This window comes from Streptomyces sp. NBC_01384 (assembly GCF_045040035.1).
Taxonomy (GTDB): domain Bacteria; phylum Actinomycetota; class Actinomycetes; order Streptomycetales; family Streptomycetaceae; genus Streptomyces.
Genome location: NZ_CP109559.1, coordinates 5,154,664 through 5,181,062, shown reverse-complemented (window position 1 = coordinate 5,181,062; position 26,399 = coordinate 5,154,664). Strand labels below are relative to the sequence as shown.

The following is a 26,399-nucleotide window of genomic DNA, read 5'->3' as shown; positions in this document are numbered from 1 at the left end:
AGGACTCGGGCAGCGTAGCCCCCGGGTCCTTTTGTGCTTTCTGAAGCGTTGTATACGAAACGGGAAACCGTAGGTGTACCAAGGCCACGAACGCATAGCGACTCCCAGGGGCGCGGGAGCCGCACCGTAGGAAGCAGTGCCGCAAACGTCCTCGCAGGGACCGAGGAGGAACCAGACGTTATGGGCGAGCGAACCTTGCATGACCGTAAGACGACCCAGGCAGGTGGGGTGCGATGAGTTCTCTGCTACTCCTGACCAATGCCCTTCAGCCGTCGACGGAGGTGCTTCCCGCTCTCGGCCTGCTCCTGCACAACGTGCGAGTGGCTCCGGCGGAAGGCCCCGCTCTCGTCGACACCCCCGGTGCCGACGTCATCCTGATCGACGGCCGACGTGACCTCCCGCAGGTCCGCAGCCTGTGCCAGCTGCTGCGCTCGACCGGGCCCGGCTGTCCGCTGATCCTCGTCGTGACGGAGGGCGGCCTCGCGGCCGTCACCGCCGACTGGGGCATCGACGACGTACTGCTCGACACCGCGGGTCCGGCGGAGGTCGAGGCGCGCCTGCGGCTGGCCATGGGCCGGCAGCAGATCGTCAACGACGACTCCCCGATGGAGATCCGCAACGGCGACCTCTCGGTCGACGAGGCGACGTACAGCGCCAAGCTCAAGGGCCGGGTCCTCGACCTGACCTTCAAGGAGTTCGAGCTCCTGAAGTACCTCGCGCAGCACCCGGGCCGTGTCTTCACCCGCGCCCAGCTGCTCCAGGAGGTCTGGGGCTACGACTACTTCGGCGGAACGCGGACGGTCGACGTCCACGTACGACGGCTGCGGGCGAAGCTCGGACCCGAGCACGAGTCCCTGATCGGGACCGTCCGGAACGTCGGTTATCGATTCGTTACGCCGGAGAAGGTGGACCGCGCCTCGGACGAGGCGAAGGCCAAGGCGGCCCGGCCAAAGCCGGAGGATGCGGACGAGACGGCCCACCTGGACGCCGTCGAGGCCGTCGAGGCGGCGGCGGAGGCGCAGTAAGCGACCCCGAGGGCGCGAAGGGCGACTACGGGGGCGCAGTCAGCCGCCGTACGCCCTGCCCACAGGCGGGTCCATCCGCGTAGACTCCGCGCGTGGCCAAGGTGACGAGGGACGATGTAGCGCGACTGGCGGGTACGTCCACCGCCGTTGTCAGCTATGTCATCAACAACGGACCGAGGCCGGTTGCCCCGGCCACGCGCGAGCGCGTTCTCGCCGCGATCAAGGAACTGGGGTACCGGCCCGACCGGGTCGCCCAGGCCATGGCCTCGCGGCGGACCGAGCTCATAGGCCTGATCGTGCCGGACGCGCGCCAGCCCTTCTTCGGCGAGATGGCGCACGCCGTCGAGCAGGCCGCGGCCGAACGCGGGAAAATGGTCCTCGTCGGCAACTCCGACTACATCGCCGAGCGCGAGGTCCACTACCTGCGCGCCTTCCTCGGCATGCGGGTCTCCGGCCTGATCCTGGTCAGCCACGCCCTCAATGACAACGCTGCCGCGGAGATCGAGGCGTGGGACGCCCGAGTGGTGCTGCTGCACGAGCGCCCCGAGGCCATCGACGACGTCGCCGTCGTCACGGACGACATCGGCGGCGCTCAGCTCGCCACCCGCCACCTCCTCGAACACGGTTACGAGTACGTCGCCTGTCTCGGCGGCATCGCGGAGACCCCGACCGTCGGCGACCCGGTCTCCGACCACGTCGAGGGCTGGCGGCGCGCGATGCAGGAGGCCGGGATTCCCACCGAGGGGCGCCTCTTCGAAGCGCCGTACAACCGCTACGACGCCTATCAGGTCGGCCTGCAGCTGCTCGGCGGCCCGAGCCGCCCGCCCGCCATATTCTGCTCCACCGACGACCAGGCGATCGGCGTGCTGCGCGCCGCGCGCGAGCTGCGCATCGACGTACCGGGGCAGCTGGCCGTGGCCGGCTTCGACGACGTCAAGGAAGCCGCGCTGACCGACCCGCCGATGACGACGATCGCCTCCGACCGGTCGGCGATGGCCCGGGCCGCGGTGGATCTCGTGCTGGATGACGGTTTGCGGGTCGCGGGCTCACGGCGCGAGCGGTTGAAGGTGTTTCCGTCCAGGTTGGTCGTCCGGCGTTCTTGCGGTTGTGAGTAGCCGCGGGCCGGGTGGGGCTGGTCTCGCCCACCCGGCGTCGCCGCACAGTGTCTCAGCCCCGCGCCCCTGAAGCAGGGGCGCGTGCCGGCCCCGCGGGTTGCGGAGTCGGCGCGACGCGGATGCCGCCACAGAAGTGGCCGACGCCGCGGCGGGACGTCTCCAGCGGGGCGTACGACGCACCGGCCCGCTGTTTCCCGGGCCTCAGCGGGGCCCCGGCCCCTTTGGACGCTGTTGGCGCATCCGCTGCGGGCGGGTGGTCGGCTGCGGGAATGTGACACTCGCCGGGCAAGTGTCACATTCTCCGGGCCATACACCCTGGCCCTCGGGCCACCGGCCGGACCACCCACCACGCGCACCGGGATTCGCCCACAGCGTCCCTTTGTATCGGGGTGTATCGGGGCCCATATCGGGGCCCGGGCGCCTTTATATCGGGCATACGAGGTTCTGTCGGGCTTCTCAGCGGGGACTCAGGGAGCTCTCATGATCGCGCGGGAATCTCTTTTCATGACCGAGAGCTTCCGCCGCAGCGGCGAGTACCCCCAGGGCGACGACCACCAGGCGACCGACCCCATGCAGTCGGCGTACCCCCAGCAGCAGCCCGTCTCTTCCTCCCCCGTGAACCCCGAGTGGCCGCCCCCGCCGGCGTACGTGCCGGCCGCGCCGGTCGCCGTCGAGCCGGGTACCACCGTGTGGCCGGGCTCCGGTCAGGGTGCGGGTCCAGGCCAGGGGCCGGGTCAGGGCCCGGGTCAGGGTGGCTTCGGCGGTGCGGGCGGTCACGGCGGAGGCGGCGCGTACGGCGGCTACCCCGAGCCGGACGCCGTCTCCTCCACCGCGGTACTGATGGCGGAGCCGATCCCGGCCGCCCCCGCTCCGAAGAAGCGCGCGAAGGGCCCGCTCGCCCTGCTCGCCGCCGTGGCGATCGTCGCGGCGGCCATCGGAGGCGGCACCGCGTACGGCATACAGGAGCTGACCAGCAAGGACACCACGTCGAGCAGCACCAGCACCACCGTGGTGCCCACCGCCAAGAAGGGCACCGTGGCCGGTGTCGCCCAGGCGGTCAGCCCGAGCATCGTCGAGATCAGCGCGACCTCGAACGCGGGTTCGTCGACCGGCTCCGGCGTGATCATCACGTCCAGCGGCGAGATCGTCACCAACAACCACGTCATCTCGGGCGCCACCGAGATCAAGGTGCAGCTGAGCAGCGGCAAGTCGTACACCGCGAAGGTGGTCGGCACCGACAGCAAGAAGGACCTCGCGCTCATCAAGCTCGAAAGCGCGCCCTCCGGCCTGAAGGTCGCCACGCTCGGCAACTCCGACGGCGTCCAGGTCGGTGACGACGTCGTCGCGATCGGCTCCCCCGAGGGCCTGACCGGCACCGTCACCAGCGGCATCGTCTCGGCGCTCAACCGCGACGTGACCGTCTCCACCGACGAGAGCCAGGGCCAGCAGCAACAGCAGGGCAACGGCAGCGGCCAGTGGCCGTTCTCCTTCGGCGGCCAGCAGTTCAACGGCGACACCGGTTCCTCGACGACGACGTACAAGGCGCTCCAGACCGACGCGTCCTTGAACCCCGGTAACTCCGGCGGCGCCCTCATCGACATGAACGGCAACATCATCGGCATCAACTCGGCGATGTACTCGGCCGCGAACTCCTCGTCCAGCTCGTCGAGCGCGGGCAGCGTCGGCCTCGGCTTCGCCATCCCGATCAACACCGTCAGGTCCGACCTGGCCGGCCTGCGGGCCGGCGGCTCCGACAGCTAAGTCCTTCTTGGAGGTTGAAATGATCACGCGCGTCTCGCACAGCATCGAAGGCACCGACCCCGCCGCGCTCGACCTGGCTCTCTCGGTGGCCCGTGAACTGCACACGTCGGTACCGCGGGCTCCGGAAGTGGCGCTCCCGCTGAAGGCGATCTCGCAGGCGACCGCTCCGCAGATGATGGGCCTGCGTACGTCCGCCGCACGCCCGCACCGCCGCCGGGTCCCGCTGAGCCGCCTCAGCGCACTGCCGGGCTGAGCAACCCTCCCGGGCCGGCGCTGCCTGTGCTGCCCGTGCTGCCCGTTGCTGCCGGTTGCTGCCTGTTTCGGCTGATGCTTTCTCTCGGCCCCGCCCGGAAACGTGCGAGGCTGAGGGCGTCAGACCCCCCGTCCCACCGCACCCGAGGAACCCCCGCCCATGAGCCCCGCCGAAGGCGACCGTGAAACCCAGCGCATCCTGATCGTCGACGACGAGCCGGCCGTGCGCGAAGCACTCCAGCGCAGCCTCGCGTTCGAGGGGTACGACACCCAGGTCGCGGTCGACGGCGCGGACGCGCTGGAGAAGGCGACCGCGTACCAGCCCGACCTGGTCGTCCTGGACATCCAGATGCCCAGGATGGACGGCCTGACGGCGGCGCGCCGGATGCGCGGGGCCGGCACGATGACCCCCATCCTCATGCTGACGGCCCGCGACACGGTGGGCGACCGTGTGACCGGCCTCGACGCCGGCGCCGACGACTACCTGGTCAAGCCTTTCGAGTTGGACGAGCTGTTCGCCCGGGTCCGGGCACTGCTGCGGCGCAGTTCGTACACGGCCACGGCGGTCGGTGCCCCGGACGACGACGCGCTCACCTTCGCCGACCTGCGCATGGACCTCGCGACACGCGAGGTCACGCGCGCGGGCCGCCCCGTGGAACTGACCCGCACCGAATTCACGTTGCTGGAGATGTTCCTGGCCCACCCGCGCCAGGTCCTCACCCGCGAGCAGATCCTCAAGGCGGTCTGGGGCTTCGACTTCGAGCCCTCCTCCAACTCCCTCGACGTCTACGTCATGTACCTGCGCCGCAAGACCGAGGCGGGCGGCGAGCCCCGCCTCGTGCACACGGTGCGGGGTGTGGGGTACGTCCTGCGGTCGGGCGGCGCGGAGTGAAGAAGGTACTGCGCCGGTTCCGCTCCCTGCCGATCCGCTCCCGGCTGGCCATGCTGGTCGCGGCGGCGGTGGCGTTCGGGGTGGCGGCGGTCTCGGTGACGTGTTGGTTCATCGTGCGGGGGAAGCTGTACGACGAGATCAACAACACCCTCAAGGCGCAGCGGCAAGCCGTGCCGTATCCCGCGTTTCAGGACGCACTCACCAACTGCGGCCAGGACGCGACGGCCAGCACGTTCCGCAGGCAGATCGATTCCTACACTCAGGTGGTCCAAGCGGACGGCACTGTCTGTCCCTTCCCCTACGCCACAGGCACAGTGAAGGTCACCGACGGTGACACGAACATGGCCAAGGATCCGAAACTGCGCGACTTCACGATCCGGAACGGAACCGACAACAAGGGCAACGACGTGCAGGTGCTGACGATGCCACTCATCGTCAACGGCTCTCCCAACACCGACGGCCCGTCCCTGTACCGGAACGCCGCTCTTGTCGTAGCCGTCCCCCTCAAGGGCACCGAGTCCACCCTCAACGACCTGGCCCTCGTCCTCCTCCTCGTCTCCGGAATCGGAGTGGTCGGCGCCGGAGCCGCCGGCCTGGCGGTCGCCCGCGCGGGCCTGCGCCCGGTCGACAAGCTCACCGAGGCGGTCGAACACGTGGCGCGCACGGAGGACCTCTCCGTCCGCATCCCGGTCGAGGAGGACAGCGAGGACGAGATCGCCCGTCTCTCCCGCTCCTTCAACTCGATGACGTCCGCCCTCGCCAACTCCCGCGAACTGCAACAGCAGCTGATCGCCGACGCGGGCCACGAACTCCGCACACCGCTCACATCACTCCGCACCAACATCGAACTCCTCACCCGCAGCGAGGAGACAGGCCGTCCGATCCCCCCGGCGGACCGCAAGGCGCTGCTGTCGTCGGTGAAGGCGCAGATGACGGAACTGGCGGCGCTGATCGGCGACCTGCAGATGCTGTCGCGTTCGGACGCGGGCCAGTCGTCGGGCGACCGCCTTCAGGTGGTCGACCTCCAGGACACGGTCGAGGCGGCCCTGCGCCGCGCCCGCCTGCGCGGCCCGGAGCTGAGGATCACGGCGGACCTCCAGCCCTGGTTCGTACGGGCGGAGCCGTCGGCCCTGGAGCGGGCGATCGTGAACATCCTCGACAACGCGGTGAAGTTCAGCCCGCCGGGCGAGGCCGTCGACGTCATCCTCAAGGGCGGCGAGCTGACCGTCCGCGACCACGGCCCCGGCATCCCCACCGAGGAACTCCCCCACGTCTTCGACCGCTTCTGGCGCTCCCCGTCCGCCCGCGCACTCCCGGGCTCGGGCCTGGGCCTGTCGATCGTGGCCAGGACGGTGCAACAGTCCGGCGGCGAGGTGTCCCTGCAACCGGCGCAGGGCGGCGGAACCGTGGCGACGGTACGACTGCCGGGCGCGCCGACGCCTCCGCCCGAGCTGGGTCAGGACGGGGCCGAAGGTCAGTAGAAGCCGAGCATTCCTGGTGAGTCGATGTCGACGGTGACCACGCCCGGCGGATACGCGTTCTCGTCGCCCGTGAGCAGGATCGACATCCCCGTGAACTCCGGGCGCGGAAGCGCGCAGTACAGGGCGTGGCAGGTGTCCGGACCGCCGTAGCCGTCGCGGATCATGGTGCCGACGGTGACGGAGGCGACCGTGTCGAGGATGTCGACGACGATCGAGGAGAAGGCGAGCACCCGGCGGGAGAGATCCTCATCCCCCGCCTCGGCCTGCATAAGACACAGAGCGGGCACGTTGAGGCGGTCGCCGGGGGTACGCGCCATGTTTCCGGCCAGCAGGTTCAGCGTCTTGTGGCCGTCCGCGAGCGCCTTGACCGCGCTGGTGTCGAGGATGATCACGCGGCGACGCCCCGAGCGGCTCGGACCTTCTCGGCGGCGATCTTGTAGATGTTCGCAAGTACGTCGGGGGCCCGGTCGAACTCCTCGTCGCTGATGTCCACGCCGATCATGCCGCGCACAACCTCCCGGTCGGCCAGGAGCCGCTCGGCCCGCTGCTCGGCGGTCAGCTGCTCGGCCGCGAGCTGCTCAACGAGCTGCCCCAATGTCACGCCGCGATCCTTGGCGACCTGGGCGAGGTGGTCGCGGACTTCCTTGGTCACCTGGATGGTGGTGTGCTGTGCCATAGAGAAACCGTAGCCCGACCAGCGCCAGACCGGGAGGCGTCTCACACGAACGAGACGCCGCCGAACACCTCTCCGTTTTTGACCGCCCCCACGAAGGGAGCCCACGCCCCGGCGCCGAGCACCAGCGCGGAGCCCTGCGGGGCTTTGCTGTCCCGGACGGGCACGAGGCCGGGGCAGCCGTCGGCGACCTCGACGCAGTTCGTGCCACCCCCGTCACTGTAGGACGACTTGCGCCAGACAGCGGTGGTGAGGTCGGGGGTTCGGTTCATGATCTGCACTCCTCCAGAAGGCGCTTGATGAACGCCGTCGACTCCGCCGGAGTCAGAGCCGCGTCCCTGACCAGATCGTAGGACAACCGCAAGGACAGGACTTTGTCCGGATCGTCGATCAGCTCGCCGATGCCGTTGCCTTCCACGTAGGCAACTGGCTCGCCAACTCGCTGCCAAAGGAGCCAGAGGTGACTGTCCATGAGGTCGTGCACACCGGCCGTGAAGGGCAGTACCTGGAGCGCGACGTTCGAAAGTTCCGCCGCGTCCAGCAGGTATGACAGCTGGTCCGCCCACACATTCATGTCAGGAACCGGGCGCCGCAGCGCCCCCTCGTCCAGGATCACGCGCACCCTCGGCGCCGGTTCGCGGTTCAGCAGCTCCTGCCGTCCCATGCGCAAGGCCACCTGCTCCTCGACGTCCTCGTCGTTGCCAGCCGTTGTCTGAGCTCCAGACAACCCTGACAACACCGCTCGGGCATAGTCCTCGGTCTGCAACAGGCCCGGCACTCGCAGCTGGAACATCAACATGACCCGCGCGGTCGCCTCCAGCTCCATGAACTCCTTGTACTTGTCCTTGATGACGTCCTTGCGCGCATCCCGCCACAACCGAACCAGCAGGTCACCGGAGTCGTAATACCTGTCCAGGTCCTCCATGACCGCCTGCTTGGAGAGCCGCTGCCCCACCTCCAAGCGGTACAGATAGCTCTTGTCGTACGACGTCTCCTCGGCCAACTGCCCCAGCGTCTTACCGGTCTTCTCCCGCAGAAGCCGCAGCGTCCGCCCGAGCGCGGCACGCCCCGATTCCTCTTCTCCGTCAACGCGTTCGCCCACGTCACCCCTCCCCGTTGCCTGGGCGCCCGGACAACGCCCACCCTCTTCCGCAGCGTACGCGCCGGCTGTGACGATAAGGACACGAACGGTAATCACCGCTCGTCAGGACGACCGTCACGACAAACCCCCGCGGCCGATAGCAGGTCGGCCCGGGGGCGTGGCCGACGCCGCAAAGGAGCGCCGACATGGCCGAACGTATCGCGGGATTCTGCGAGTTACTACTTCTCGCACTGGTGCACGCATTGCTTCCCGCCCGGGGCCGCCACCGAATGGTTCCGGCCCAACTGCCGGACGTAGGCGGCAGGCCTCCGGCACCCTCCACCCCCGCACACCGCCCTGTACTCCGCCCCGTGGACCTATGGCCCATCGAGCGGGACACCCACCTCGTACGCCCGTATCTCCTCACGCCGGAAGATCGCCGCGCGCGGCGATCGCAGCGGCAGCGCCGCCGTGCCCTGTGGCTGGCCGTACACGGCATCGACGTCGGCCCCCGCCGCATTCACGGAGTGGAGGTGTCCGCGTGAACAACGCCGCCAAAACGCCCGACCGGCTGCGGCTGCTGCGACTACTGCCGTGGACGACACCCGAAGGCAAGCCCTGCTACCTGAGCACCGACAGCGACGGCAGCCGTCTCTCCCTGCTCGCCGACGACATCGAAGCGGCCCAGCTGGACTCCGGCGAGCAGGTACTGGCCGGAGCCAAGGCCGTACTCGCCGACCCCAAGGCCGGCGAGCGCGCGGTGCGCTTCGCGCTCACCAGGGCGACGGAGTCGCTGGCCGACGTGCTGCGTGTCGCGGTCAGCCGGGGCGGACGCATCCCCGGGGACGAACGGTGACCGTCACGGCAGGTCCACGAAGCGTCGTGCCCGGCGGAGCAGTTCCGTGCGGAGGGTGTCGTCGTCGAGGTCCATCACCAGGGGGTGGATGACGGCGCCGCCGATGCTCGCCGACCTGGAGAAGTACGCGACCGCCGCCGACCCGTACGTCATCGTCGTCGCCTCGGCGATCACGATGGACCCCAAGGGCAAGGTTCGCCCGCAGCTGACGGACGCGCAGGCCGCGGGCCAGTCGGTCGCGAACTGGCTCGGCGACTGGACGCCCACCGCCTCCTGACGCCCACGGCAGCCTCATTGACTCCCCGACCGGGGGGCTGGGCGCGGACACCGCCCAGCCTCCCCACATCCCTCTCAAAGCCCTCCCACAGCGCCCCGTTACACGTTGGGGGGATGGCGCGGAAGATCCTGCTGGCCGATGACGACGAGGCCGTACGTGAGGGGCTCGACCGGCTGCTCAGGTTCGAGGGGTACGAGACCGTCCTCACCGGGGACGGCCGCGAGGCCCTCGAACTGGCGGCCGGGGCGGACGGGCGGCCCGACCTGGTGCTGATGGACGTCACCATGCCCGGCCTCGACGGGCTGGCCGCGACGCGCCGGATCAGAGCCTCCGGGTCCACCGTCCCCATCCTCATGATCACCGGCCGGGACGCGGTCGGCGACCGTATCGTCGCGCTCGACAACGGCGCCGACGACTACCTCATGAAGCCCTTCGCCGCCGAGGAACTCCTCGCCCGGGTGAGGGCGTTGCTGCGCCGCTGCCCGCAGCACACACAGCGGACCCCCGCTCCCGACGAGCGGCTCGCCTTCGCGGACCTCGCCATGAACCGGCTCACCCGCAAGGTCAGCCGCGGCGACCGGCCCCTCGACCTCACCAGGACCGAGTACGCCCTGCTGGAGTATCTGCTCCGGCATCCGGCCAAGGTCCTCAGCCGGGCCCAGATCCTCAAGGAGGTCTGGGGCTTCGACTTCGAACCGACGTCGAACACGCTGGACGTGTACGTGATGTATCTGCGTCGGAAACTGGAGAGCCGCGGCGAACCGCGGCTCATCCACACCGTGCGGGGGCTCGGCTACACGCTCCGCGCCGCCAGGTAGTCGAGTTCCGGCGTCGCGAGCCGGGCATACGCCCCGCCCCACGCCATCAGCTCGTCGTGCGTGCCCGCCTCCACCAGCCGGCCGTCGTCCACGACCAGGATGCGGTCCGCGTCGGGGGCGAGGCTCAGATCGTGCGTGATCATGATCGTCGTACGGCCCGCCATCAGCCGTCGCAGCGGCTGCACCACCCGGCGCGCGGCGACCGAGTCGAGCCCGGCGGTCGGCTCGTCCAGGACCAGCACGGGCGCGGCGCGCAGCATGGCGCGGGCGATGGCAATCCGCTGGAGCTGGCCGCCGGAGAGGGTGGCCGTGCCGGGGGCGATCTCGGTGTCGTATCCCCCGGGCAGTGCGCTGATGAAGTCGTGCGCCACGGCGTCCGTCGCGGCCCGCTCGATGTCCGCCTGGGAGGCTCCCGGCCGTCCGCACTCGATGTTCTCGCGGATCGTGCCGTGCAGGATCAGCGTCTCCTGGGGCAGCAGCGCGACGTTCTCGCGCAGGAACTCCAGGGACATGTCGGGCAGCGGGACGCCGTCCAGGCAGATCACGCCGGCCGTGGGGTCGTAGAAACGGGTGAGGAGTTTGGAGAGCGTCGACTTTCCGGCGCCGCTCGGGCCGGTGACGATGACGAGTTCGCCGGGACCCGCGGTGAAGGTCACGTCGTGCAGGGAGTCGCGCTCGGCGCCGGGGTAGCGGAACGACGTGCCGTGGAAGCTGACCCAGCCGCGCACGGGCCAGTCCCGGACGGGCTCGGCGGGTTCGGCGACGGCGGGTTCGGCGTCCAGGATCTCCTGGAGGCGTTCCGCGCCGGCGGTGGCGGCGGTGAGGGTGAGGCCGAGCTGACCCAGATTGCGGATCGGCGGGTACAAGTACCCGAGGAACGCGGCGAAGGCGAGCAACTGGCCCAGCGACATGCGCCCCTGCGAGATCTCCCAGGCGCCGAGGCCGATCACCGCGAGCACGCACAGCGTCTCGACGACCTCGACGAACTGCTCGTACATCTCGCTCGCCCGCGCCCCGCGCACCGACGCCCGCATCCAGGCGCGCGCCTCGCGGTCGAGCCGCTTCTCCTCGGCGCGACGGCGGTTGTACGCCTGGGTCAGCACCACATTGCCGAGGGACTCCTCGACGACCGAGGTGATCGCGCCGTCGGCGGCCCGCTCCTCCTGGGAGGCCTGCTTGATCCGGCCGGAGAACCGGCGGGCGGCGACGAGGAAGAGGGGGGCGAGGAGGAAGGTGACGAGGGCCAGGTCCCAGCGCAGCCAGAGGGCGGCGGCGGCATAGAAGACGGCCGAGAAGGCCGCGGAGACCGTGCCGACCACACCCGACACGACCATCTGCTCGATGGCCTCGACATCACCGGTGAGCCGTTCGACCAGATCACCCTGGCGGTGCTTCTGGAAGAAGTCGGGCGGCAGATCCTGGACGTGACGGAACACACCCGCGCGCAGCCTCAGGACGAATCTCTCCGCGGTCCACACGGCGAGCGAATTGCCCAGGTAACCGACGAGCGCACCGATCACCGCGACACCCAGCCAGGCTCCGGCCGGTCCCCAGAACGCGGAGAGCGAACCGGCCTTCAGGGCGTGGTCCGTGAGCTGCGCGAAGAGCAGGATCGAGGCCGTCTCGGTGAGCGCGGCCACGACCACGCAGCCGATGATCAGCACCAGCCATTTGCGGTCGCCGCGCGTCAGCGGCCAGAAGCGTGCGAATGCCTCCCGTACTTCCCGCATATCAAATCAACTTTCCTTTCCGGTCCGGAACATGGCCGAGGCGGGGCCACCGGAAACCTCTCATTCCCGGGGACCCCGCCTCGCGCGGGCTGCTACTGGCCCTGACGGCCGACCGGGCGCTTCTTCGGAGCGGCGACCTTCTTCGGGGCGGGCTTCGGCGCGGGCTTGGCAACGCGCTGGGCGACCGGGGCGGCCTTGTGGTGCTTCTTGACGGGGGCGATCTTGTGGAAGCTCATGAGTGTCCCTCTCGCTCCTTCGATGAATTCGCTGAGTGCGGGTGGATCTGTTGATCGGGGATGGATCTTGCTTACTTGTTGCCGACAGGGCGACGCTCGGGCTTCTTCGCCACCGGGGCCGGCCTGGCGGGCTGACACTTCGCGGGCTTCTTCGGGGCGGGAGCGGGCTTGTGGTGCTTCTTGACCGGGACGATCTTGTGGAAGCTCATGAGTGTCTCCTTGTTCCCTGCGGGTGAATTCCCTTTGCCGTTTGCGCTGTTCGCTTTCGACATGGAAAACACTACGGGACTCCGGGCCCTGAAATCGCCAATTCGGCTAAGACCTCAATGAATTGCGGCTGAAACAAATTTTCAGATGACCGATGGAACCGACCTGCCACTCACACAGAATTTATTACGCCCCTCACACGGAATTTACCTAGGAAATTGCCAGGTCAAGTCAAGGGCGGACCAACAGAGCGGGGCCGGTACGCATCCGCGCACCGGCCCCGTCAGTGGTACCAGGGGGTTCGGAGCCACAGACTGATTGCCATCGCCCCACCACCGCCTGACGGACAGCCCTCCCCCGCTCCCTCGCCCCTGCTGCCGCTCCCCGCCACGCTCCACATCCACTCCCTTCAACTCCTTGTCCGGAAAACCCCGCGCCGTACCCTCGTATCCATGACCAGCGACGACACCTCGCCCTCTGCCCACAGCCGCTCCATCGAGACCCGCACCGTGCTCTCCCCGGCCCAGGCCGAGGAGGTGCTCCAGCTGCTCGCGGAGGCCGCCCGGGCCGACGGGCAGCAGGCGGTCTCCGAGCAGGGGCGGCTCCAGCTGAAGGGCGGCGCCCGCGAGGGCGTACGGCATCTGCTGCTGACCGTCGGCGACCAGCTGGTCGGGTACGCGCAGTTGGAGGACACCGACCCCGTGGAGGCCCCGGCCGCCGAACTCGTCGTGCACCCGGCGCACCGCGGACACGGGCACGGCCGGGCCCTGGGCGCGGCGCTGCTCGCCGAGTCCGGCAAGCGGCTGCGCGTGTGGGCGCACGGCGGGCACTCCGCCGCACGGCACCTCGCCCAGGTCCTCGGACTCACCCTCTTCCGCGAACTGCGCCAGCTACGGCGGCCGTTGACCGACCTCGAGCTGCCCGAGACGAAGCTCCCGGACGGCGTGCGTGTCCGCACCTTCGTGCCCGGCCAGGACGACGCGGCCTGGCTCGCTCTGAACGCCGCGGCCTTCGCCCACCACCCCGAGCAGGGCTCCCTCACCCAGCGTGACCTGGACGACCGCAAGGCCGAGCCGTGGTTCGATCCGTCCGGGTTCTTCCTCGCCTTCCGCGGGGGCGAACTCGTCGGCTTCCACTGGACGAAGGTCCACGCCACGGAGGGCCTGGGCGAGGTGTACGTCCTCGGGGTCGGCCCCGGCGCCCAGGGCGGCGGCCTCGGCAAGGCCCTCACCACGATCGGGCTCCGCCACCTCGCCGCCCAGGCCCTGCCCACCGCCATGCTCTACGTCGACGCCGACAACAAGGCGGCCATGACCGTCTATGAGCGGCTCGGCTTCACCACCCACGAGACGGACCTGATGTACCGGAGCGAGTCCTGACCGATGGTCCCGTTCCCGTTCCCGTCACCATTCCCGTCACCATTCCCGTCACCGGTGAGCGAGGGCAGCGGGCCGCCACGACCGTAGGGGTTCCACGCAGGACCACGCCCCGACCAGCGCCGCCACGACCAGGATCAGCGCCCACCGCTCATGGGCGCCGTCCCAGCGCGGATCGGCCGGCCCGACGAAGAGCGTCCACCCATTGGGGGGGCAACAGGGGTGCCACCACCGCTGTTGCCACAGTGTCCGGCGCAACCGGCCGCGCGCGCCGTCGCCGCGCAGTGCGTCGACCAGGCGCCGTGAGCCGATGCGCCACAGCCAGCCCGCCGCGTCACCCTCCTCGTGGTAGCGCGCGGTGCCGCGCCAGACGGCGAGGAAGGTCTCCTGCACGACGTCGTCGACAACCCCAACGTCCGCGCACCGGCCGCGCAGACACGCCGTCAGCCACGGCGCATACCGCCGGTACAGCTCCTCGAAGGCGCGACGGTCCCCGTCCGCCGCGATCGCCCGCAGCAGTTCCCCGTCGCTTCTCGTTTCCCTCACATCCCCTCATCGGACGAGCCCCATCGATCGGTTCACACCCCCGCCCACCCATCTCGGAATCCCTCCCACGGATCTCGGAGACCGGCCCGCGCATGCCGCTCTTGACTCCGGACACCCTCTTGCACCACCCTTTCACTACTCAATTAGTGAAAGGGTGATTGCCCAAGTGGTCGAGTACCGCATCGACCGGCGCAGCGGCGTCGCCACCTACGTGCAGATCGTCCAGCAGACCAAACAGGCCCTGCGCCTGGGCCTGCTCGAACCGGGCGACAAGCTCCCCACGGCCCGCGAGGTCGTGGAGGCCACCGCGATCAATCCGAACACCGTCCTCAAGGCCTACCGCGAGTTGGAGCGCGAGGGCCTGGTCGAGGCCAGACGCGGCCTCGGCACCTTCGTACGGAAGTCGCTGGGCGCGGCCCCGGCCGACTCCCCGCTGCGCGCCGAGCTCGACGACTGGGCGGCCAGGGCCCGCGAGGCCGGGCTCGATCACGACGACGTGGCGGCGCTCTTCACCGCCGTACTGGAAACGTTCACCGAGGGAGACCAGGAATGAGCAACACCGCCATCGAGGCGGCCGGGCTCGGCAAGAAGTTCGGGCGGCGAGGGAGCTGGGCACTGCGCGAGTGCTCCTTCCGGCTCCCCGCCGGACGCGTCTGCGCCGTCGTCGGCCCCAACGGCGCGGGCAAGTCGACCCTGCTGATGCACACGGCCGGACTGCTCGCCCCCACCGAGGGCTCCCTCACCGTGCTCGGCACGCACCCGGCCGCCGCCCGCGAACGCATCGCGTACGTCGCCCAGGACAAGCCGCTGTACCCGCAGCTCACCGTGGCCCAGACGCTGCGCCTGGGCCAGGAGCTCAACCCCGCCCGCTGGGACGCCTCGGTCGCCGAGCGGATCACGTACGAGAACGGCGGTCTGGACCCGAAGGCCAAGGTGCGCGCGCTGTCCGGCGGTCAGCGCACCCGCGTGGCCCTCGCCCTCGCGCTCGGCAAGCGGCCCGAACTCCTGCTCCTGGACGAGCCGATGGCCGACCTCGACCCGCTCGCCCGCCACGAGCTGATGGGCACGCTGATGGCCGAGGCCGCCCAGCACGGCACGACGGTCGTGATGTCCTCGCACGTCGTCGCCGAGCTGGAGGGCTCCTGCGACTACCTGTTGCTGATAGGCGGCGGCCAGGTGCGGCTGGCCGGCGACCTGGACGACCTGCTGGCCGCGCACACCCTGACCACCGGGCCGGTCCGCGACCTCGCCCCGCACACCGTGGTCGAATCCCGCACCACGGGGCGCCAGTTGACCGCCCTGATCCGCCCTCAGGGCCCGTTCGTCGCGGGAGCCGACGCCCGCACCGCCGCACCCTCCCTGGAGGAGCTGGTCCTCGCGCACCTGCGCAACCCCGAGGCCCCCGCGCTGATCCTCGCCTCCGCCCGCACCGCCGTCCAGGAGTCCGCCGCATGACCGCGCTCACCGCCCCCGGCACCGCGGCCGCGCCCACCCGCCGCCCGTCCGCCTCACGCGGCCTGGTGCGCACGGTGCTGCTGCTGCACCGCCCGGCGCTCTTCGTCTGGGCCGGCCTGTTCGTCGCGCTCGCGGCCCTGCTGCTGTGGCTGTACGGCCCGGGGACGGACGCGGCCGCCGCGGCGTGGCGGGAGTACGACCGCTGCACGAAGGCCACCTGCCCTTACGACCAGGACGCGATCCTCAGGTACAAGTCGTACTCCCTGTACGCCTCCCTCGCGCTGACCTTCCTGCCGTTCCTCGTCGCGGCCTGGGCGGGCGCCTCGCTGATCGGCCGCGAGATGGAGACCGGCACCGCGCAGCTCGCATGGACCCAGTCGGTCTCCCCGGCCCGTTGGCTGGCGGTCAAGCTGGCGGTTCCGGCCGCGCTCGTCACCGCCGGGACCAGCGTGCTGGTGCTGCTGCACCGCCGGATGTGGGTGAAGAGCCAGGGCCGGATCGACACCGCCAAGGACTGGACCGATTTCCTCGTCTTCCACGCCAACGGCCCGACCACCGTCGCCTTCGCCCTGTCCGGGCTGGCCGTCGGCGCGCTCGCCGGAATCAAGCTGCGCCGCTCCCTGGCCGCACTCGGCGTGTCGGTGGTGTGGATGGCCGGCGTCCGGTCCGCCCTCGCCCTCGCCCTGCCCTACCTCTGGCCGCCGGTGAGGACGGTCACCAGTCTCACCCACGACAGCCCCACGAGCCTCGGCATCACCGTCAACGAGGGTCTCCTCACCTCCACCGGCGCCCGGCTGGCCGACCCGCACTGCGGCAGCAGCCACAGCTCGGAGTGCCGTGCCCTGTACGACAGGCTCGACGCCGTCAGCTTCTATACCGACTCCCACCCCGTCTCCCACTACTGGCCTCTCCAGTTCGTGGCGACCGGCGTCGTCCTCGCCCTCACCGCGCTCGCGCTCCTCGCCGCCTTCCTCCTGCTCAAGCACCGCACCGGAAGCGCGCCGAAGCACCACACCACCGGCGCGCCGAAGCAGGCCCAGCGATGAGCGCCGTCACCGGCCTCCCCTGGACCGTCGTACGCCTGCACCGCGCGGCGCTGATCGTCTGGGGAGCGTTCGTGGCCGCCGTCGCCGGGCTCCTGGTGTGGCTCGTCGAGGTCAAGGCGGACGCCGCCCGGGCCGAACTGGCCTACTGCGCACACCGCGAGACCTGCACCATCACGGCCACCCTCGACTACGGCGACACCATCCGCTGGGCCGCCACCCTCCTGTGCTACTCCTCCTACGCTGTCGCCGCCTGGGCGGGCGCCGCGCTGGTCGCCCGCGAACTGGAGACGGGAACCACGCAGCTCGCCTGGACCCAGTCGGTGTCGCCCGTGCGCTGGCTGACCGCCAAGCTCGCCGTGCCCGCGCTGCTGCTCACGCTCGGCGGCGCGGTGCTGGTGCCGCTGTTCCGCTGGGGCTGGTCGAGCAACCCGGACCGGCTGAACGACGACTGGGCCTCCGACAACGTCTTCGTCGCCCGCGGGCCGGCGATGGTGGCGTACGTCCTGTGCGCGCTGGCCGTCGGCGCGCTGGCCGGACTGGTGCTGCGGCGCGCGCTGCCCGCCCTGGGCGTCTCCTTCGCCCTGATGCTGGTGCTCAACCAGTTCCTGCAGAGCCACCGCGCGGATCTGTGGCCCTCGGTCACCCGTACCGGCGCCAGGGGCGAGTTCAATCCGCCCGACAGCGCCTGGCGGCTGGAGGACGGGGTGCTCGTCCACGGCGAACACGTGCCGAACCCCGGTTACGGGAACTGCGAAGGCACGGCCGCGGAGACCAAGCGGTGCCTGGCCGACCACGGGATCACCGGCAACTACTCCGTCTACCACCCGGCCTCCCACTTCTGGCCCCTCCACCTGGTGGAAACCGGCATCGTCCTCGCCGTGGCCGCCGCCGCCACCGCGGCCGCCTTCCGGCTGCTGCGCCGACGCACCGCCTGAAGCGCCCGGCGCTCGCCGCCACCCCATGCCGTACGCCCCCCACGGGGTGGGGCGTACGCGGCTCCCGGACATGTAGACGTCCGGGAGCCGCTCCCCGATATCCCGCACGTCATGTCGCCGTAACCATCGATTCAGACGAGCTTGCAACGCTCAGCCAATGAATCCCGCCGTGCCAGAGCCCCCGCCTCCGCCGGAGAACGAGCCCTCGCCGACGACTCCGCCGACTCCGCCGACTCCGACGAGGGGCAGCGAGCCGGTACGGGCGATGCGGAACGGGAACATCCGCCTCGCCCCGCTACCGCTCGCCCTCTCCGACGCGCCGGTCTCGCTCCCGGCGCGGAAGAATGGGTCCATGAACCAGCCCAGCGCCCAGGCACCGGTCCAGCACCCGCAGCCCTCCGTCGGCTCCATAGCCGCCCACCGCCCGCACACCGTGGCGGCGAACGTCTCCGACCTCGAGCCCGACCTCGACGCCGACCTCGACGCGTACGAGGACACGGTGCAGGACGGCATCATCTTGCCGCAGGGCCGGTTCCTGGACCGGGAACGCAGCTGGCTGGCGTTCAACGAGCGGGTTCTGGAGCTCGCCGAGGACCCGAACACGCCCCTCCTCGAACGGGCCAACTTCCTGGCGATCTTCGCCAGCAACCTGGACGAGTTCTTCATGGTCCGGGTGGCGGGCCTGAAGCGCCGCATCGCGACCGGCGTCGCCACCAAGTCCGCCTCCGGCCTGCAGCCCCGCGAGGTCCTGGAGATGATCTGGGCCCGCTCGCGCGAGCTCATGGCCCGGCACGCGGCCTGCTACCAGGAGGACATCGCCCCCGCGCTCGCGGAGGAGGGCATCCACCTGGTCCGCTGGAGCGAGCTGACGGAGAAGGAGCAGGCCCGCCTGTTCACCCTCTTCCGGCACCAGATCTTCCCGGTCCTGACCCCGCTGGCGGTCGACCCCGCGCACCCCTTCCCGTACATCTCGGGTCTCTCCCTGAACCTCGCGGTCGTCGTACGGAATCCGGTCAGCGGCCACCGGCACTTCGCGCGCGTCAAGGTCCCGCCGCTGCTCTCCCGCTTCCTGGAGGCCTCCCCGAACCGCTACGTCCCCATCGAGGACGTCATAGCGGCACACCTGGAGGAACTCTTCCCGGGCATGGAGGTGCTTGAGCACCACACCTTCCGCCTCACCCGCAACGAGGACCTGGAGGTCGAGGAGGACGACGCCGAGAACCTGCTCCAGGCACTGGAGAAGGAGCTCATGCGGCGCCGCTTCGGGCCGCCGGTGCGTCTTGAGGTCGAGGAGTCCATCGACCGGTACGTCCTCGATCTCCTCGTACGGGAGCTGAAGATCTCCGAGGCCGAGGTGTACCCCCTGCCGGGTCCCCTGGATCTCACGGGCCTCTTCGGCATCGGGAAGCTGGACCGGCCCGAGCTGAAGTACCCGAACTTCGTCGCAGGCACCCACCGCGATCTCGCGGAGGTCGAGTCGGCGTCCGCGCCCGACATCTTCGCCGCCCTCCGCGAGCGCGACGTCCTGCTGCACCACCCGTACGACTCCTTCTCCACCTCCGTGCAGTCGTTCCTGGAGCAGGCCGCGGCCGATCCGGATGTGCTCGCGATCAAGCAGACGCTGTACCGGACCTCGGAGACCTCGCCGATCGTCGACGCGCTCATCGACGCCGCCGAGTCCGGCAAGCAGGTCCTCGTCCTCGTCGAGATCAAGGCACGCTTCGACGAACAGGCCAACATCAAGTGGGCCAGGAAGCTGGAGGAGTCGGGCTGCCATGTCGTGTACGGGCTCGTCGGGCTGAAGACCCACTGCAAGTTGTCGCTGGTCGTACGGCAGGAGGGGGACACGCTCCGGCGCTACTCCCATGTCGGCACCGGGAACTATCACCCGAAGACCGCCCGCCTGTACGAGGACCTCGGTCTGCTCACCGCGGACCCTCAGGTCGGCGCCGACCTCTCCGACCTCTTCAACCGGCTCTCCGGCTACTCCCGCCGCGAGACCTACCGCCGGCTGCTCGTCGCCCCCAAGTCCCTGCGCGACGGCCTGATCGCGCGGATCAACAAGGAAGTCCAGCACCACAACGCGGGACGCCCCGCCTACGTCCGCATCAAGGTCAACTCGATGGTGGACGAGGCGATCATCGACGCGCTGTACCGCGCCTCCCAGGTCGGAGTGCCCGTCGACGTGTGGGTGCGCGGCATCTGCGCGGTCCGGCCGGGCGTCCCGGGCCTGTCCGAGAACATCCGCGTACGGTCCGTGCTCGGCCGCTTCCTCGAACACTCCCGGGTCTTCGGCTTCGGCAACGGCGGCGAGCCCGAGGTGTGGATCGGCAGCGCCGACATGATGCACCGCAACCTCGACCGACGGATCGAGGCCCTGGTCAGGATCACCGACCCGGCCCACCGGGCAGCCCTCAACCGGCTGTTCGAGACCGGGATGTCGGACACCACTGCCTCCTGGCACCTGGGACCGGACGGCGAGTGGACCCGGCACGCGACCGACGCGGACGGCCAGCCCCTGCGGAACGTCCAGGAGATGCTCATAGACGCCCGGAGGCGCCGGCGTGGCACAGCAACACCTTGATCCCCCCACCGACTCCACGGTCGGCCCGGTGTCCGGGGACGCCCTCGCGGGCTACCTGAGGGCCCAGGCCACGGAGTTCCTCCGTTCCCTGCGGCAGCACCGGGAGACCGGCGCCGATGGCGGTACCCCCGCCCGAGCGAAGTCGAGAGCGGAGTCACGGCCGGGGGAGAACGGCTCGGGGGAGAACCGTTCGGGGGAATCCGTCGACGCGGCGCGCGCCCTGCGCCGCTCGGCCCGCCGCATCAGCGGCACCCTGCACACCTTCCGGCCGCTGCTCGACGCGGACTGGTCGGAGGGCATGCGGCCCGAACTGGCCTGGCTGTCGGGCACCCTGGCCCGCGAGCACGCCTACGCGGCCCGCCTGGAACGGCTGCTCGGCGCGCTGAACCGGCTCTCGGGCGCGTCCGGCTTCCCCACCCAGGCCGGCGGGCAGGGCGCGACCCCCAAGGCCCACCTGACCGTGGGCGCCGCGAAGGCGGGCGCGCTGCTCGACCGCCAGCTCACCCTGGCCCGTACCCGGGCCCACTCGGCGGCGCTCCAGGCGCTCGGCTCCTCCCGCTTCCACGCCGTCGCGGACAGCGTCGCCGTGCTCGCCAGCGAGGTGCCGCTGACCCCCGCGGCGACCACGGCCGACCTGCGCCCGCTGGCCGCCGCCGCGACGGACCGGCTGACCGACGCGGTCACCGCGCTGCCGCTGGTCACCGCGGGCCACCCCTACAACGCGGAGGCCCTCGTGCACGGCCTCTCCGCGGACACCGCGCCCCACCCCCAGGACGCCCCCTGGCACCAGGTCCGGCTGCTGCTGCGCCTGCACCGCTACGCGTGCGAGGTCCTGTACGGGGAGGACGCCCCCGCCGACGTACGACTGCTCGCCGCGGGCCAGGCACTCAACCGGCACCGGGACGCGGCCGAGGCCGCCTCGGCCGCGGCGTCGGCGGCCCGTACCCCGCGCATCGCCCCGGCGACCGCGTACGCGCTCGGCGTGCTCCACGCCGACCAGCGGCACGAGGTGGAGGCGGCGCGGTTCGCGTTCCAGCAGAGCTGGCGGAAAGAAGCCGTCCACACCCGGTGAGGGAGGCCAGATGACCGACGACACCTTCAGGCCCGTACGAGCGGCGGGCTGCGTCCTGTGGCGCCGCTCGCCCATCGACGGTGAGCTGGAGATATGTCTGGTCCACCGGCCGAAGTACGACGACTGGTCACATCCGAAGGGCAAGCTCAAACGCGGCGAGGACCCGCTCGCGGGGGCACTGCGGGAGGTCGCGGAGGAGACGGGGTACGCCGCCGTCCTGGGCTCCGAGCTGCCCACCCTCCGCTATCCGGTCGCCGGCCGTCCCAAGGAGGTCCGCTACTGGGCGGCCGAGGCGACGGACGGTCAGTTCCGGCCGAACGACGAGGTCGACCGCATCCTGTGGCTTCCTCCGACCGCGGCCCGCCACCGCCTGACCCATCCCAGGGACAGCGACCTGGTGGACGCCGCGCTGAGCACGTTGCGCATGGCCTGAGCATGGGCGTGCCCTCGGCCCTCCCGCGCCGGACCACACCCCGCACGCACCCCACGCGCACTCCTCCACACCCCGCGACCCCCATCCCCTCGCCCCGCTCGGCACCCCGCCCATGTGGGGCACAAATCCGCCCACGCAATGGAATGTCACTGTGTCCTTGACGTAAGCGTTCCGTGACCTCACCGCACCGCCCACAGGGGTTCACCCTCCGTTCACTTACGGCCTTCGACGGCTTCACCTGATCTGCCTAATTTCGGCCTTACCCGGTGCGGAACGCCTCCTGTGTGTGGCCTCCGCATTGCACACACACCTCGCACGCCGCCAACCAGACGGCGGCTCCTGGAAGGAACACCCCAACAGTGAAGCTTCAGCGCAAGAACCGGCTTCGCGCCCTTTCGCTCGGTGCTGTCGCCGTCTCCGGCGCCCTGGCCCTCACGGCGTGCGGCTCCGACGACACCGGCACCAAGAGCAACGCCAGCGGCGGCGCGACGACGGGCTCCAGCAGCTCGATCAAGTGCGACAACGCCAAGGGCCAGCTGCTCGCCGACGGCTCGTCCGCGCAGAAGAACGCGATCGACGCCTGGGTCAAGGAGTTCAGTGCCGCCTGCTCCGGCGTGCAGATCAACTACAAGGGCGGCGGCTCCGGCGCCGGTGTCACCGCGTTCACCCAGGGTCAGGTCGCCTTCGCCGGCTCCGACTCCGCGCTGAAGCCCGAAGAGGTCACCGCCTCCAAGAAGATGTGCACCGGCGGCGGCCAGGGCATAGACCTCCCGATGGTCGGCGGCCCGATCGCGGTCGGCTTCAACGTCCCGGGCGTCGACAAGCTGGTCCTGAACGCCTCGACGATCGCCAAGATCTTCGACAGCAAGATCAGCAAGTGGAACGACACGGCGATCGCGAAGCTGAACCCGGGCGTCACGCTGCCCGACCTCAAGATCCAGGCGTTCCACCGCTCGGACGAGTCCGGCACCACGGACAACTTCACCAAGTACCTGATCGCCGCGGCTCCGGCCGACTGGAAGTACTCCGGCGGCAAGGCCTGGCAGGCCAAGGGCGGCCAGTCCGCTCCGCAGTCCTCCGGTGTCGCCCAGCAGGTGAAGCAGACCTCCGGCGCCATCGGTTACATGGAGCTGTCGTTCGCCAAGGACGGCATCAAGGCGGCCTCCGTGGACACGGGCGCCTCCGCGCCGGTCGACGCCACCGTCGAGAACGCCACCAAGGCCATCGCCGACGCCAAGGTCATCGGCACGGGCAGCGACCTCTCTCTCAAGCTGAACCGCGCCACCAAGGCCGAGGGTGCCTACCCGATTACTCTGGTCACGTACGAGATCGTCTGCGACAAGGGCAACAAGTCGGACACCCTGGCTGCCACCAAGGCGTTCCTGACCTACGTCGCGAGCGAGGACGGCCAGAAGATCCTGAGCAGCATCGACTACGCCCCGATGCCGGCCGAGATCATCGCCAAGGTCCGCAGCACCATCGCGACCCTGAGCTGACCTGAGTGTGCGGCCCGCCTCACCGAGGCGGGCCGCACCGTCCGGTGCACCGCCGCCTGGAGCCGCCACCCCTTACGGCTCCGCAGACCGGAGAATCCTGATGGACATATCGACACAGAACGCAGAAGAAGCGCCTCCCCCCACCCCCCAGCCTTCCGTGGCCGTGCAGAAACGCACGAGCCGCGGCACCACCCGACCCGGTGACCGGATCTTCCTCGGTCTCTCCCGCGGGTCGGGCATCTTCCTGCTGGTGATCATGGCCGCCATCGCGGCCTTCCTCACCTATCGCGCCTCGCTCGCGATCAGCAAGGACCACGGCAACTTCCTCACCACCTTCGAGTGGAACACCAACACCATCCCGCCGGTGTTCGGTATCGCCGTCCTGGCCTTCGGCACGGTGGTCTCCTCGATCATCGCCATGGCCCTGGCGGTCCCGGTCGCGGTCGCCATCGCGCTGTTCATCACGCACTACGCGCCGCGCAAGCTGAGCGGCCCGATCGCCTACGTGATCGACCTGCTCGCCGCCGTGCCGTCCATCGTCTACGGCCTGTGGGGCGCCCTCGTCCTGGTGCCGCACATGAACGGCCTCTTCGGCTGGCTCAACACCTACTTCGGCTGGACCGGCATCTTCGACTGGCAGGGCGGCGCGCCCCGCTCGATGCTCACCGTCAGCATCCTGCTCGCGATCATGATCCTGCCGATCATCACCAACGTGAGCCGCGAGGTCTTCCGCCAGGTCCCGCAGATGCACGAGGAGGCCGCGCTGGCCCTCGGCGCCACGCGCTGGGAGGTCATCCGCATGTCGGTGCTGCCCTTCGGCCGCTCCGGCGTGATCTCCGCCTCGATGCTGGGCCTCGGCCGTGCGCTCGGCGAGACGATGGCCGTCGCCACGGTCCTCTCCCCGACCTTCGACATCAACGCCAGCCTGCTCGACCCGGGCGGCGGCACCTTCGCGCAGAACATCGCCAGCAAGTTCGGCGAGGCGACCGCGGACGGCCGTGACGCGCTGATCGCCTCCGGTCTGGTCCTCTTCGTCATCACCCTGCTGGTCAACGGCGCGGCCCGGGTGATCATCGCCCGCCGCGCGGAGTATTCGGGGGCCAACGCATGAGCCACGCAGCAGCAGTCACGGACAAGCGCCCCAGCACCCTGCGCGGCGCGACCCTGCCGAAGTGGTCCCCGTGGGCGATCGCCGCCGGCGCGGTCGTGGTGGCCGTGGGCATCGGTCTGGTCGGCGGTCTCGACAGCAAGGTCCAGTGGGGCCTGATCGCCGGAATCCTCTTCGTCCTCGGTACGTACGGCATCGCCGCCAAGGTCGAGGGCCGTCGCCAGGCCAAGGACCGCGTCGCGACCAGCCTCGTGTGGGTCTGCTTCCTCATCGCGGTGGTCCCGCTGGCCTCCCTGATCTGGACGACCGTCAAGCGCGGCGTGAAGGTCTTCGACGTCTACTTCCTGACCCACTCGATGGGCGTGGTCGCGGACTCCGAGCCCGGCGGCGGCATCTACCACGCCATCATCGGCACCCTGGAGCAGGTCGGTCTCGCCACCCTGATCGCGGCGCCGATCGGCGTGCTCACCGCGGTCTACCTGGTGGAGTACGGGCGCGGCAAGCTCTCCGCGGCCATCACCTTCTTCGTCGACGTGATGACGGGCATCCCCTCGATCGTCGCCGGTCTGTTCATCCTGAGCCTGATGCTCATCATGGACCTGCAGCCCTTCGGCTTCGCCGGTTCGCTGGCCCTGGCCATCCTGATGATGCCCGTCGTGGTCCGCTCCACCGAGGAGATGCTCAAGCTCGTACCGAACGAGCTGCGCGAGGCGTCCCTGGCGCTCGGCGTGCCCAAGTGGCGCACGATCCTTAAGGTGGTCCTGCCGACCTCGATCGGTGGCATCACGACCGGTGTCATGCTCGCCGTCGCGCGCATCACGGGCGAGACGGCCCCGGTGCTGCTGCTGGTGTGGGGCACGAACTTCATCAACATGAACCCGTTCTCCGGAGCGCAGGCCTCGCTGCCGCTGTACATCTACCAGCAGTACGCGAACAGCGCCGGTTCGAACGCGGCGTACGACCGTGCCTGGGCGGCGGCGCTCGCCCTGATCGCCTTCGTGATGATCCTCAACATGGTGGCCCGCGGCATCGCCCGCTGGAAGGCGCCGAAGACAGGTCGCTGACGCGGCCATATCAGCGACCAGCAGCATCCCCTCGAAAGAAGCAGTGATTGACATGGCCAAGCGAATCGACGTAAGCGGTCTCACCGCCTACTACGGCTCCCACAAGGCGATCCAAGACATCTCGATGACGGTCGAGCCGCGCTCGGTGACGGCCTTCATCGGCCCCTCCGGCTGCGGCAAGTCGACCTTCCTGCGCACCCTCAACCGTATGCACGAGGTCACCCCCGGCGGCCGGGTCGAGGGCAAGGTCCTCCTCGACGACGAGGACCTCTACGGCCAGGGCATCGACCCCGTCGCCGTGCGCCGCACGATCGGCATGGTCTTCCAGCGCCCGAACCCCTTCCCCACCATGTCGATCTTCGACAACGTGGCGGCGGGTCTGCGCCTGAACGGCTCCTACAAGAAGTCCGAGCTGAACGACGTCGTCGAGAAGTCCCTCAAGGGCGCGAACCTCTGGAACGAGGTCAAGGACCGCCTCAACAAGCCCGGTTCGGGCCTGTCGGGCGGCCAGCAGCAGCGTCTGTGCATCGCGCGAGCGATCGCGGTGGAACCGCAGGTGTTGCTGATGGACGAGCCGTGCTCGGCGCTGGACCCCATCTCGACCCTGGCCATCGAGGACCTGATCGGCGAGCTGAAGGAACGCTTCACGATCGTCATCGTGACGCACAACATGCAGCAGGCCGCGCGTGTCTCGGACCGCACCGCGTTCTTCAACCTGGCCGCGGTGGGCCAGCCCGGCCGGCTCATCGAGATCGACGAAACGGAGCGCATCTTCTCCAACCCGTCGGTCCAGGCCACGGAGGACTACATCTCCGGCCGCTTCGGCTGAGCCCGGTCCCCTGGAACCCCTCGCGGTGCTGCATGGCGGTGCCACCGCGAG

Annotated in this window: 30 protein-coding genes; 22 read left to right on the top strand and 8 right to left on the bottom strand. The window is 70.0% G+C overall.

Features of this window, described 5'->3' with window-relative positions; all coding sequences use genetic code 11:
* Positions 1-233 precede the first annotated feature (233 nt).
* From OG747_RS23855 to OG747_RS23830, 6 genes are all read left to right on the top strand, one after another.
* The gene (locus tag OG747_RS23855) at positions 234-1,025 is read left to right on the top strand and encodes a response regulator transcription factor (RefSeq protein ID WP_405881368.1); all 792 of its coding nucleotides are present in this window, start codon (positions 234-236) and stop codon (positions 1,023-1,025) included.
* Between the two features lie 92 nt (positions 1,026-1,117).
* Positions 1,118-2,140 (top strand): LacI family DNA-binding transcriptional regulator, encoded by a 1,023-nt coding sequence (locus OG747_RS23850; RefSeq protein ID WP_405881367.1) that lies wholly within the window; start codon positions 1,118-1,120, stop codon positions 2,138-2,140.
* 504 nt (positions 2,141-2,644) lie between these two features.
* Positions 2,645-3,901, top strand: coding sequence for a S1C family serine protease (locus tag OG747_RS23845; protein WP_405881366.1), 1,257 nt, complete (start codon positions 2,645-2,647; stop codon positions 3,899-3,901).
* 19 nt (positions 3,902-3,920) lie between these two features.
* Positions 3,921-4,154 carry a hypothetical protein gene (locus OG747_RS23840; protein ID WP_405881365.1) on the top strand — a complete coding sequence of 78 codons (234 nt, stop codon included), beginning with the start codon at positions 3,921-3,923 and terminating at the stop codon, positions 4,152-4,154.
* 159 nt (positions 4,155-4,313) lie between these two features.
* The gene (locus OG747_RS23835) at positions 4,314-5,045 is read left to right on the top strand and encodes a response regulator transcription factor (protein ID WP_405881364.1); all 732 of its coding nucleotides are present in this window, start codon (positions 4,314-4,316) and stop codon (positions 5,043-5,045) included.
* A complete protein-coding gene (locus tag OG747_RS23830; RefSeq protein ID WP_405881363.1) occupies positions 5,042-6,526 on the top strand; it encodes an ATP-binding protein in 1,485 nt (494 codons plus the stop codon). The genes OG747_RS23835 and OG747_RS23830 overlap by 4 nt, the downstream gene beginning before the upstream one ends.
* Here the strand turns inward: OG747_RS23830 and OG747_RS23825 are convergent.
* From OG747_RS23825 to OG747_RS23810, 4 genes are read right to left on the bottom strand one after another with little or no spacing between them, the layout of a single operon-like run.
* Positions 6,520-6,918 carry a hypothetical protein gene (locus OG747_RS23825; RefSeq protein WP_405881362.1) on the bottom strand — a complete coding sequence of 133 codons (399 nt, stop codon included), beginning with the start codon at positions 6,916-6,918 and terminating at the stop codon, positions 6,520-6,522. The genes OG747_RS23830 and OG747_RS23825 overlap by 7 nt on opposite strands.
* Entirely contained in the window at positions 6,915-7,202 is a 288-nt protein-coding gene (locus OG747_RS23820; protein ID WP_384914660.1) for a hypothetical protein, read from the bottom strand. The genes OG747_RS23825 and OG747_RS23820 overlap by 4 nt, the downstream gene beginning before the upstream one ends.
* Before the next feature lie 41 nt (positions 7,203-7,243).
* Positions 7,244-7,471, bottom strand: coding sequence for a DUF397 domain-containing protein (locus OG747_RS23815; protein ID WP_405881361.1), 228 nt, complete (start codon positions 7,469-7,471; stop codon positions 7,244-7,246).
* A complete protein-coding gene (locus tag OG747_RS23810; RefSeq protein ID WP_405881360.1) occupies positions 7,468-8,301 on the bottom strand; it encodes a helix-turn-helix domain-containing protein in 834 nt (277 codons plus the stop codon). The genes OG747_RS23815 and OG747_RS23810 overlap by 4 nt, the downstream gene beginning before the upstream one ends.
* A 185-nt stretch (positions 8,302-8,486) precedes the next feature.
* Here OG747_RS23810 and OG747_RS23805 point away from each other — a divergent pair, with 185 nt between their 5' ends.
* From OG747_RS23805 to OG747_RS23790, 4 genes are all read left to right on the top strand, one after another.
* Positions 8,487-8,825 carry a hypothetical protein gene (locus tag OG747_RS23805; protein WP_405881359.1) on the top strand — a complete coding sequence of 113 codons (339 nt, stop codon included), beginning with the start codon at positions 8,487-8,489 and terminating at the stop codon, positions 8,823-8,825.
* On the top strand, positions 8,822-9,136 hold the full coding sequence (locus OG747_RS23800) for a hypothetical protein (RefSeq protein WP_405881358.1): 315 nt from the start codon (positions 8,822-8,824) through the stop codon (positions 9,134-9,136). The genes OG747_RS23805 and OG747_RS23800 overlap by 4 nt, the downstream gene beginning before the upstream one ends.
* Before the next feature lie 88 nt (positions 9,137-9,224).
* Entirely contained in the window at positions 9,225-9,413 is a 189-nt protein-coding gene (locus OG747_RS23795) for a hypothetical protein (protein ID WP_405881357.1), read from the top strand.
* Between the two features lie 113 nt (positions 9,414-9,526).
* A complete protein-coding gene (locus tag OG747_RS23790) occupies positions 9,527-10,231 on the top strand; it encodes a response regulator transcription factor (protein WP_405881356.1) in 705 nt (234 codons plus the stop codon).
* Here the strand turns inward: OG747_RS23790 and OG747_RS23785 are convergent.
* The 3 genes from OG747_RS23785 to OG747_RS23775 form a co-directional block, all read right to left on the bottom strand.
* Complete coding sequence (locus OG747_RS23785) at positions 10,207-11,961, bottom strand: ABC transporter ATP-binding protein (protein ID WP_405881355.1); 1,755 nt, start codon at positions 11,959-11,961, stop codon at positions 10,207-10,209. The genes OG747_RS23790 and OG747_RS23785 overlap by 25 nt on opposite strands.
* Before the next feature lie 92 nt (positions 11,962-12,053).
* A complete protein-coding gene (locus OG747_RS23780; protein ID WP_405881354.1) occupies positions 12,054-12,197 on the bottom strand; it encodes a hypothetical protein in 144 nt (47 codons plus the stop codon).
* A 71-nt stretch (positions 12,198-12,268) separates the two neighbouring features.
* The gene (locus OG747_RS23775) at positions 12,269-12,406 is read right to left on the bottom strand and encodes a hypothetical protein (RefSeq protein WP_405881353.1); all 138 of its coding nucleotides are present in this window, start codon (positions 12,404-12,406) and stop codon (positions 12,269-12,271) included.
* Between the two features lie 450 nt (positions 12,407-12,856).
* Between OG747_RS23775 and mshD the strand changes: the two genes are divergently transcribed.
* Positions 12,857-13,783 carry a mycothiol synthase gene (mshD, locus tag OG747_RS23770; protein ID WP_405881352.1) on the top strand — a complete coding sequence of 309 codons (927 nt, stop codon included), beginning with the start codon at positions 12,857-12,859 and terminating at the stop codon, positions 13,781-13,783.
* A gap of 48 nt (positions 13,784-13,831) precedes the next feature.
* Here the strand turns inward: mshD and OG747_RS23765 are convergent, their stop codons facing one another.
* Positions 13,832-14,326 carry an RNA polymerase sigma factor gene (locus OG747_RS23765; protein ID WP_405881351.1) on the bottom strand — a complete coding sequence of 165 codons (495 nt, stop codon included), beginning with the start codon at positions 14,324-14,326 and terminating at the stop codon, positions 13,832-13,834.
* A 166-nt stretch (positions 14,327-14,492) separates the two neighbouring features.
* On the opposite strand from OG747_RS23765, the gene OG747_RS23760 reads away from it, so the two are divergent.
* The 11 genes from OG747_RS23760 (at position 14,493) to pstB (ending at position 26,348) form a co-directional block, all read left to right on the top strand.
* Positions 14,493-14,879: a GntR family transcriptional regulator gene (locus OG747_RS23760; protein ID WP_405885642.1), complete on the top strand. Its 387-nt coding sequence runs from the start codon at positions 14,493-14,495 to the stop codon at positions 14,877-14,879.
* Entirely contained in the window at positions 14,876-15,781 is a 906-nt protein-coding gene (locus tag OG747_RS23755; protein ID WP_405881350.1) for an ABC transporter ATP-binding protein, read from the top strand. The genes OG747_RS23760 and OG747_RS23755 overlap by 4 nt, the downstream gene beginning before the upstream one ends.
* The gene (locus OG747_RS23750) at positions 15,778-16,827 is read left to right on the top strand and encodes an ABC transporter permease (RefSeq protein ID WP_405881349.1); all 1,050 of its coding nucleotides are present in this window, start codon (positions 15,778-15,780) and stop codon (positions 16,825-16,827) included. Before OG747_RS23755 ends, OG747_RS23750 begins: the two co-directional genes overlap by 4 nt.
* The gene (locus OG747_RS23745; protein ID WP_405881348.1) at positions 16,824-17,762 is read left to right on the top strand and encodes a hypothetical protein; all 939 of its coding nucleotides are present in this window, start codon (positions 16,824-16,826) and stop codon (positions 17,760-17,762) included. Before OG747_RS23750 ends, OG747_RS23745 begins: the two co-directional genes overlap by 4 nt.
* A 352-nt stretch (positions 17,763-18,114) precedes the next feature.
* Complete coding sequence (locus OG747_RS23740; protein WP_405881346.1) at positions 18,115-20,346, top strand: RNA degradosome polyphosphate kinase; 2,232 nt, start codon at positions 18,115-18,117, stop codon at positions 20,344-20,346.
* Positions 20,327-21,418 (top strand): CHAD domain-containing protein, encoded by a 1,092-nt coding sequence (locus OG747_RS23735; protein WP_405881345.1) that lies wholly within the window; start codon positions 20,327-20,329, stop codon positions 21,416-21,418. Before OG747_RS23740 ends, OG747_RS23735 begins: the two co-directional genes overlap by 20 nt.
* A gap of 10 nt (positions 21,419-21,428) precedes the next feature.
* Positions 21,429-21,851, top strand: a complete 423-nt coding sequence (locus tag OG747_RS23730; RefSeq protein WP_405881344.1) for an NUDIX hydrolase — start codon at positions 21,429-21,431, stop codon at positions 21,849-21,851.
* 359 nt (positions 21,852-22,210) lie between these two features.
* Entirely contained in the window at positions 22,211-23,347 is a 1,137-nt protein-coding gene (pstS, locus tag OG747_RS23725; protein ID WP_405881343.1) for a phosphate ABC transporter substrate-binding protein PstS, read from the top strand.
* Between the two features lie 100 nt (positions 23,348-23,447).
* Positions 23,448-24,458, top strand: a complete 1,011-nt coding sequence (gene pstC, locus OG747_RS23720) for a phosphate ABC transporter permease subunit PstC (protein ID WP_405881342.1) — start codon at positions 23,448-23,450, stop codon at positions 24,456-24,458.
* Positions 24,455-25,519 carry a phosphate ABC transporter permease PstA gene (gene pstA / locus OG747_RS23715; protein WP_405881341.1) on the top strand — a complete coding sequence of 355 codons (1,065 nt, stop codon included), beginning with the start codon at positions 24,455-24,457 and terminating at the stop codon, positions 25,517-25,519. The genes pstC and pstA overlap by 4 nt, the downstream gene beginning before the upstream one ends.
* A gap of 52 nt (positions 25,520-25,571) precedes the next feature.
* Positions 25,572-26,348, top strand: coding sequence for a phosphate ABC transporter ATP-binding protein PstB (gene pstB / locus OG747_RS23710; RefSeq protein WP_405881340.1), 777 nt, complete (start codon positions 25,572-25,574; stop codon positions 26,346-26,348).
* Positions 26,349-26,399 lie beyond the last annotated feature (51 nt).

What these genes read in the sequence shown, in the direction of transcription:
- pstA (WP_405881341.1), top strand. Translation starts at nt 24,455, where the DNA reads ATGAGCCACGCAGCAGCAGTCACGGACAAGCGCCCCAGCACCCTGCGC.
- OG747_RS23855 (WP_405881368.1), top strand. Translation starts at nt 234, where the DNA reads ATGAGTTCTCTGCTACTCCTGACCAATGCCCTTCAGCCGTCGACGGAG.
- OG747_RS23805 (WP_405881359.1), top strand. Translation starts at nt 8,487, where the DNA reads ATGGCCGAACGTATCGCGGGATTCTGCGAGTTACTACTTCTCGCACTG.
- OG747_RS23840 (WP_405881365.1), top strand. Translation starts at nt 3,921, where the DNA reads ATGATCACGCGCGTCTCGCACAGCATCGAAGGCACCGACCCCGCCGCG.
- OG747_RS23795 (WP_405881357.1), top strand. Translation starts at nt 9,225, where the DNA reads ATGACGGCGCCGCCGATGCTCGCCGACCTGGAGAAGTACGCGACCGCC.
- OG747_RS23750 (WP_405881349.1), top strand. Translation starts at nt 15,778, where the DNA reads ATGACCGCGCTCACCGCCCCCGGCACCGCGGCCGCGCCCACCCGCCGC.
- OG747_RS23835 (WP_405881364.1), top strand. Translation starts at nt 4,314, where the DNA reads ATGAGCCCCGCCGAAGGCGACCGTGAAACCCAGCGCATCCTGATCGTC.
- OG747_RS23745 (WP_405881348.1), top strand. Translation starts at nt 16,824, where the DNA reads ATGAGCGCCGTCACCGGCCTCCCCTGGACCGTCGTACGCCTGCACCGC.
- OG747_RS23815 (WP_405881361.1), bottom strand. Translation starts at nt 7,471, where the DNA reads ATGAACCGAACCCCCGACCTCACCACCGCTGTCTGGCGCAAGTCGTCC.
- mshD (WP_405881352.1), top strand. Translation starts at nt 12,857, where the DNA reads ATGACCAGCGACGACACCTCGCCCTCTGCCCACAGCCGCTCCATCGAG.
- OG747_RS23785 (WP_405881355.1), bottom strand. Translation starts at nt 11,961, where the DNA reads ATGCGGGAAGTACGGGAGGCATTCGCACGCTTCTGGCCGCTGACGCGC.
- pstB (WP_405881340.1), top strand. Translation starts at nt 25,572, where the DNA reads ATGGCCAAGCGAATCGACGTAAGCGGTCTCACCGCCTACTACGGCTCC.
- OG747_RS23755 (WP_405881350.1), top strand. Translation starts at nt 14,876, where the DNA reads ATGAGCAACACCGCCATCGAGGCGGCCGGGCTCGGCAAGAAGTTCGGG.
- OG747_RS23845 (WP_405881366.1), top strand. Translation starts at nt 2,645, where the DNA reads ATGACCGAGAGCTTCCGCCGCAGCGGCGAGTACCCCCAGGGCGACGAC.
- OG747_RS23740 (WP_405881346.1), top strand. Translation starts at nt 18,115, where the DNA reads ATGAACCAGCCCAGCGCCCAGGCACCGGTCCAGCACCCGCAGCCCTCC.
- OG747_RS23775 (WP_405881353.1), bottom strand. Translation starts at nt 12,406, where the DNA reads ATGAGCTTCCACAAGATCGTCCCGGTCAAGAAGCACCACAAGCCCGCT.
- OG747_RS23730 (WP_405881344.1), top strand. Translation starts at nt 21,429, where the DNA reads ATGACCGACGACACCTTCAGGCCCGTACGAGCGGCGGGCTGCGTCCTG.
- pstC (WP_405881342.1), top strand. Translation starts at nt 23,448, where the DNA reads ATGGACATATCGACACAGAACGCAGAAGAAGCGCCTCCCCCCACCCCC.
- OG747_RS23820 (WP_384914660.1), bottom strand. Translation starts at nt 7,202, where the DNA reads ATGGCACAGCACACCACCATCCAGGTGACCAAGGAAGTCCGCGACCAC.
- OG747_RS23790 (WP_405881356.1), top strand. Translation starts at nt 9,527, where the DNA reads ATGGCGCGGAAGATCCTGCTGGCCGATGACGACGAGGCCGTACGTGAG.
- OG747_RS23780 (WP_405881354.1), bottom strand. Translation starts at nt 12,197, where the DNA reads ATGAGCTTCCACAAGATCGCCCCCGTCAAGAAGCACCACAAGGCCGCC.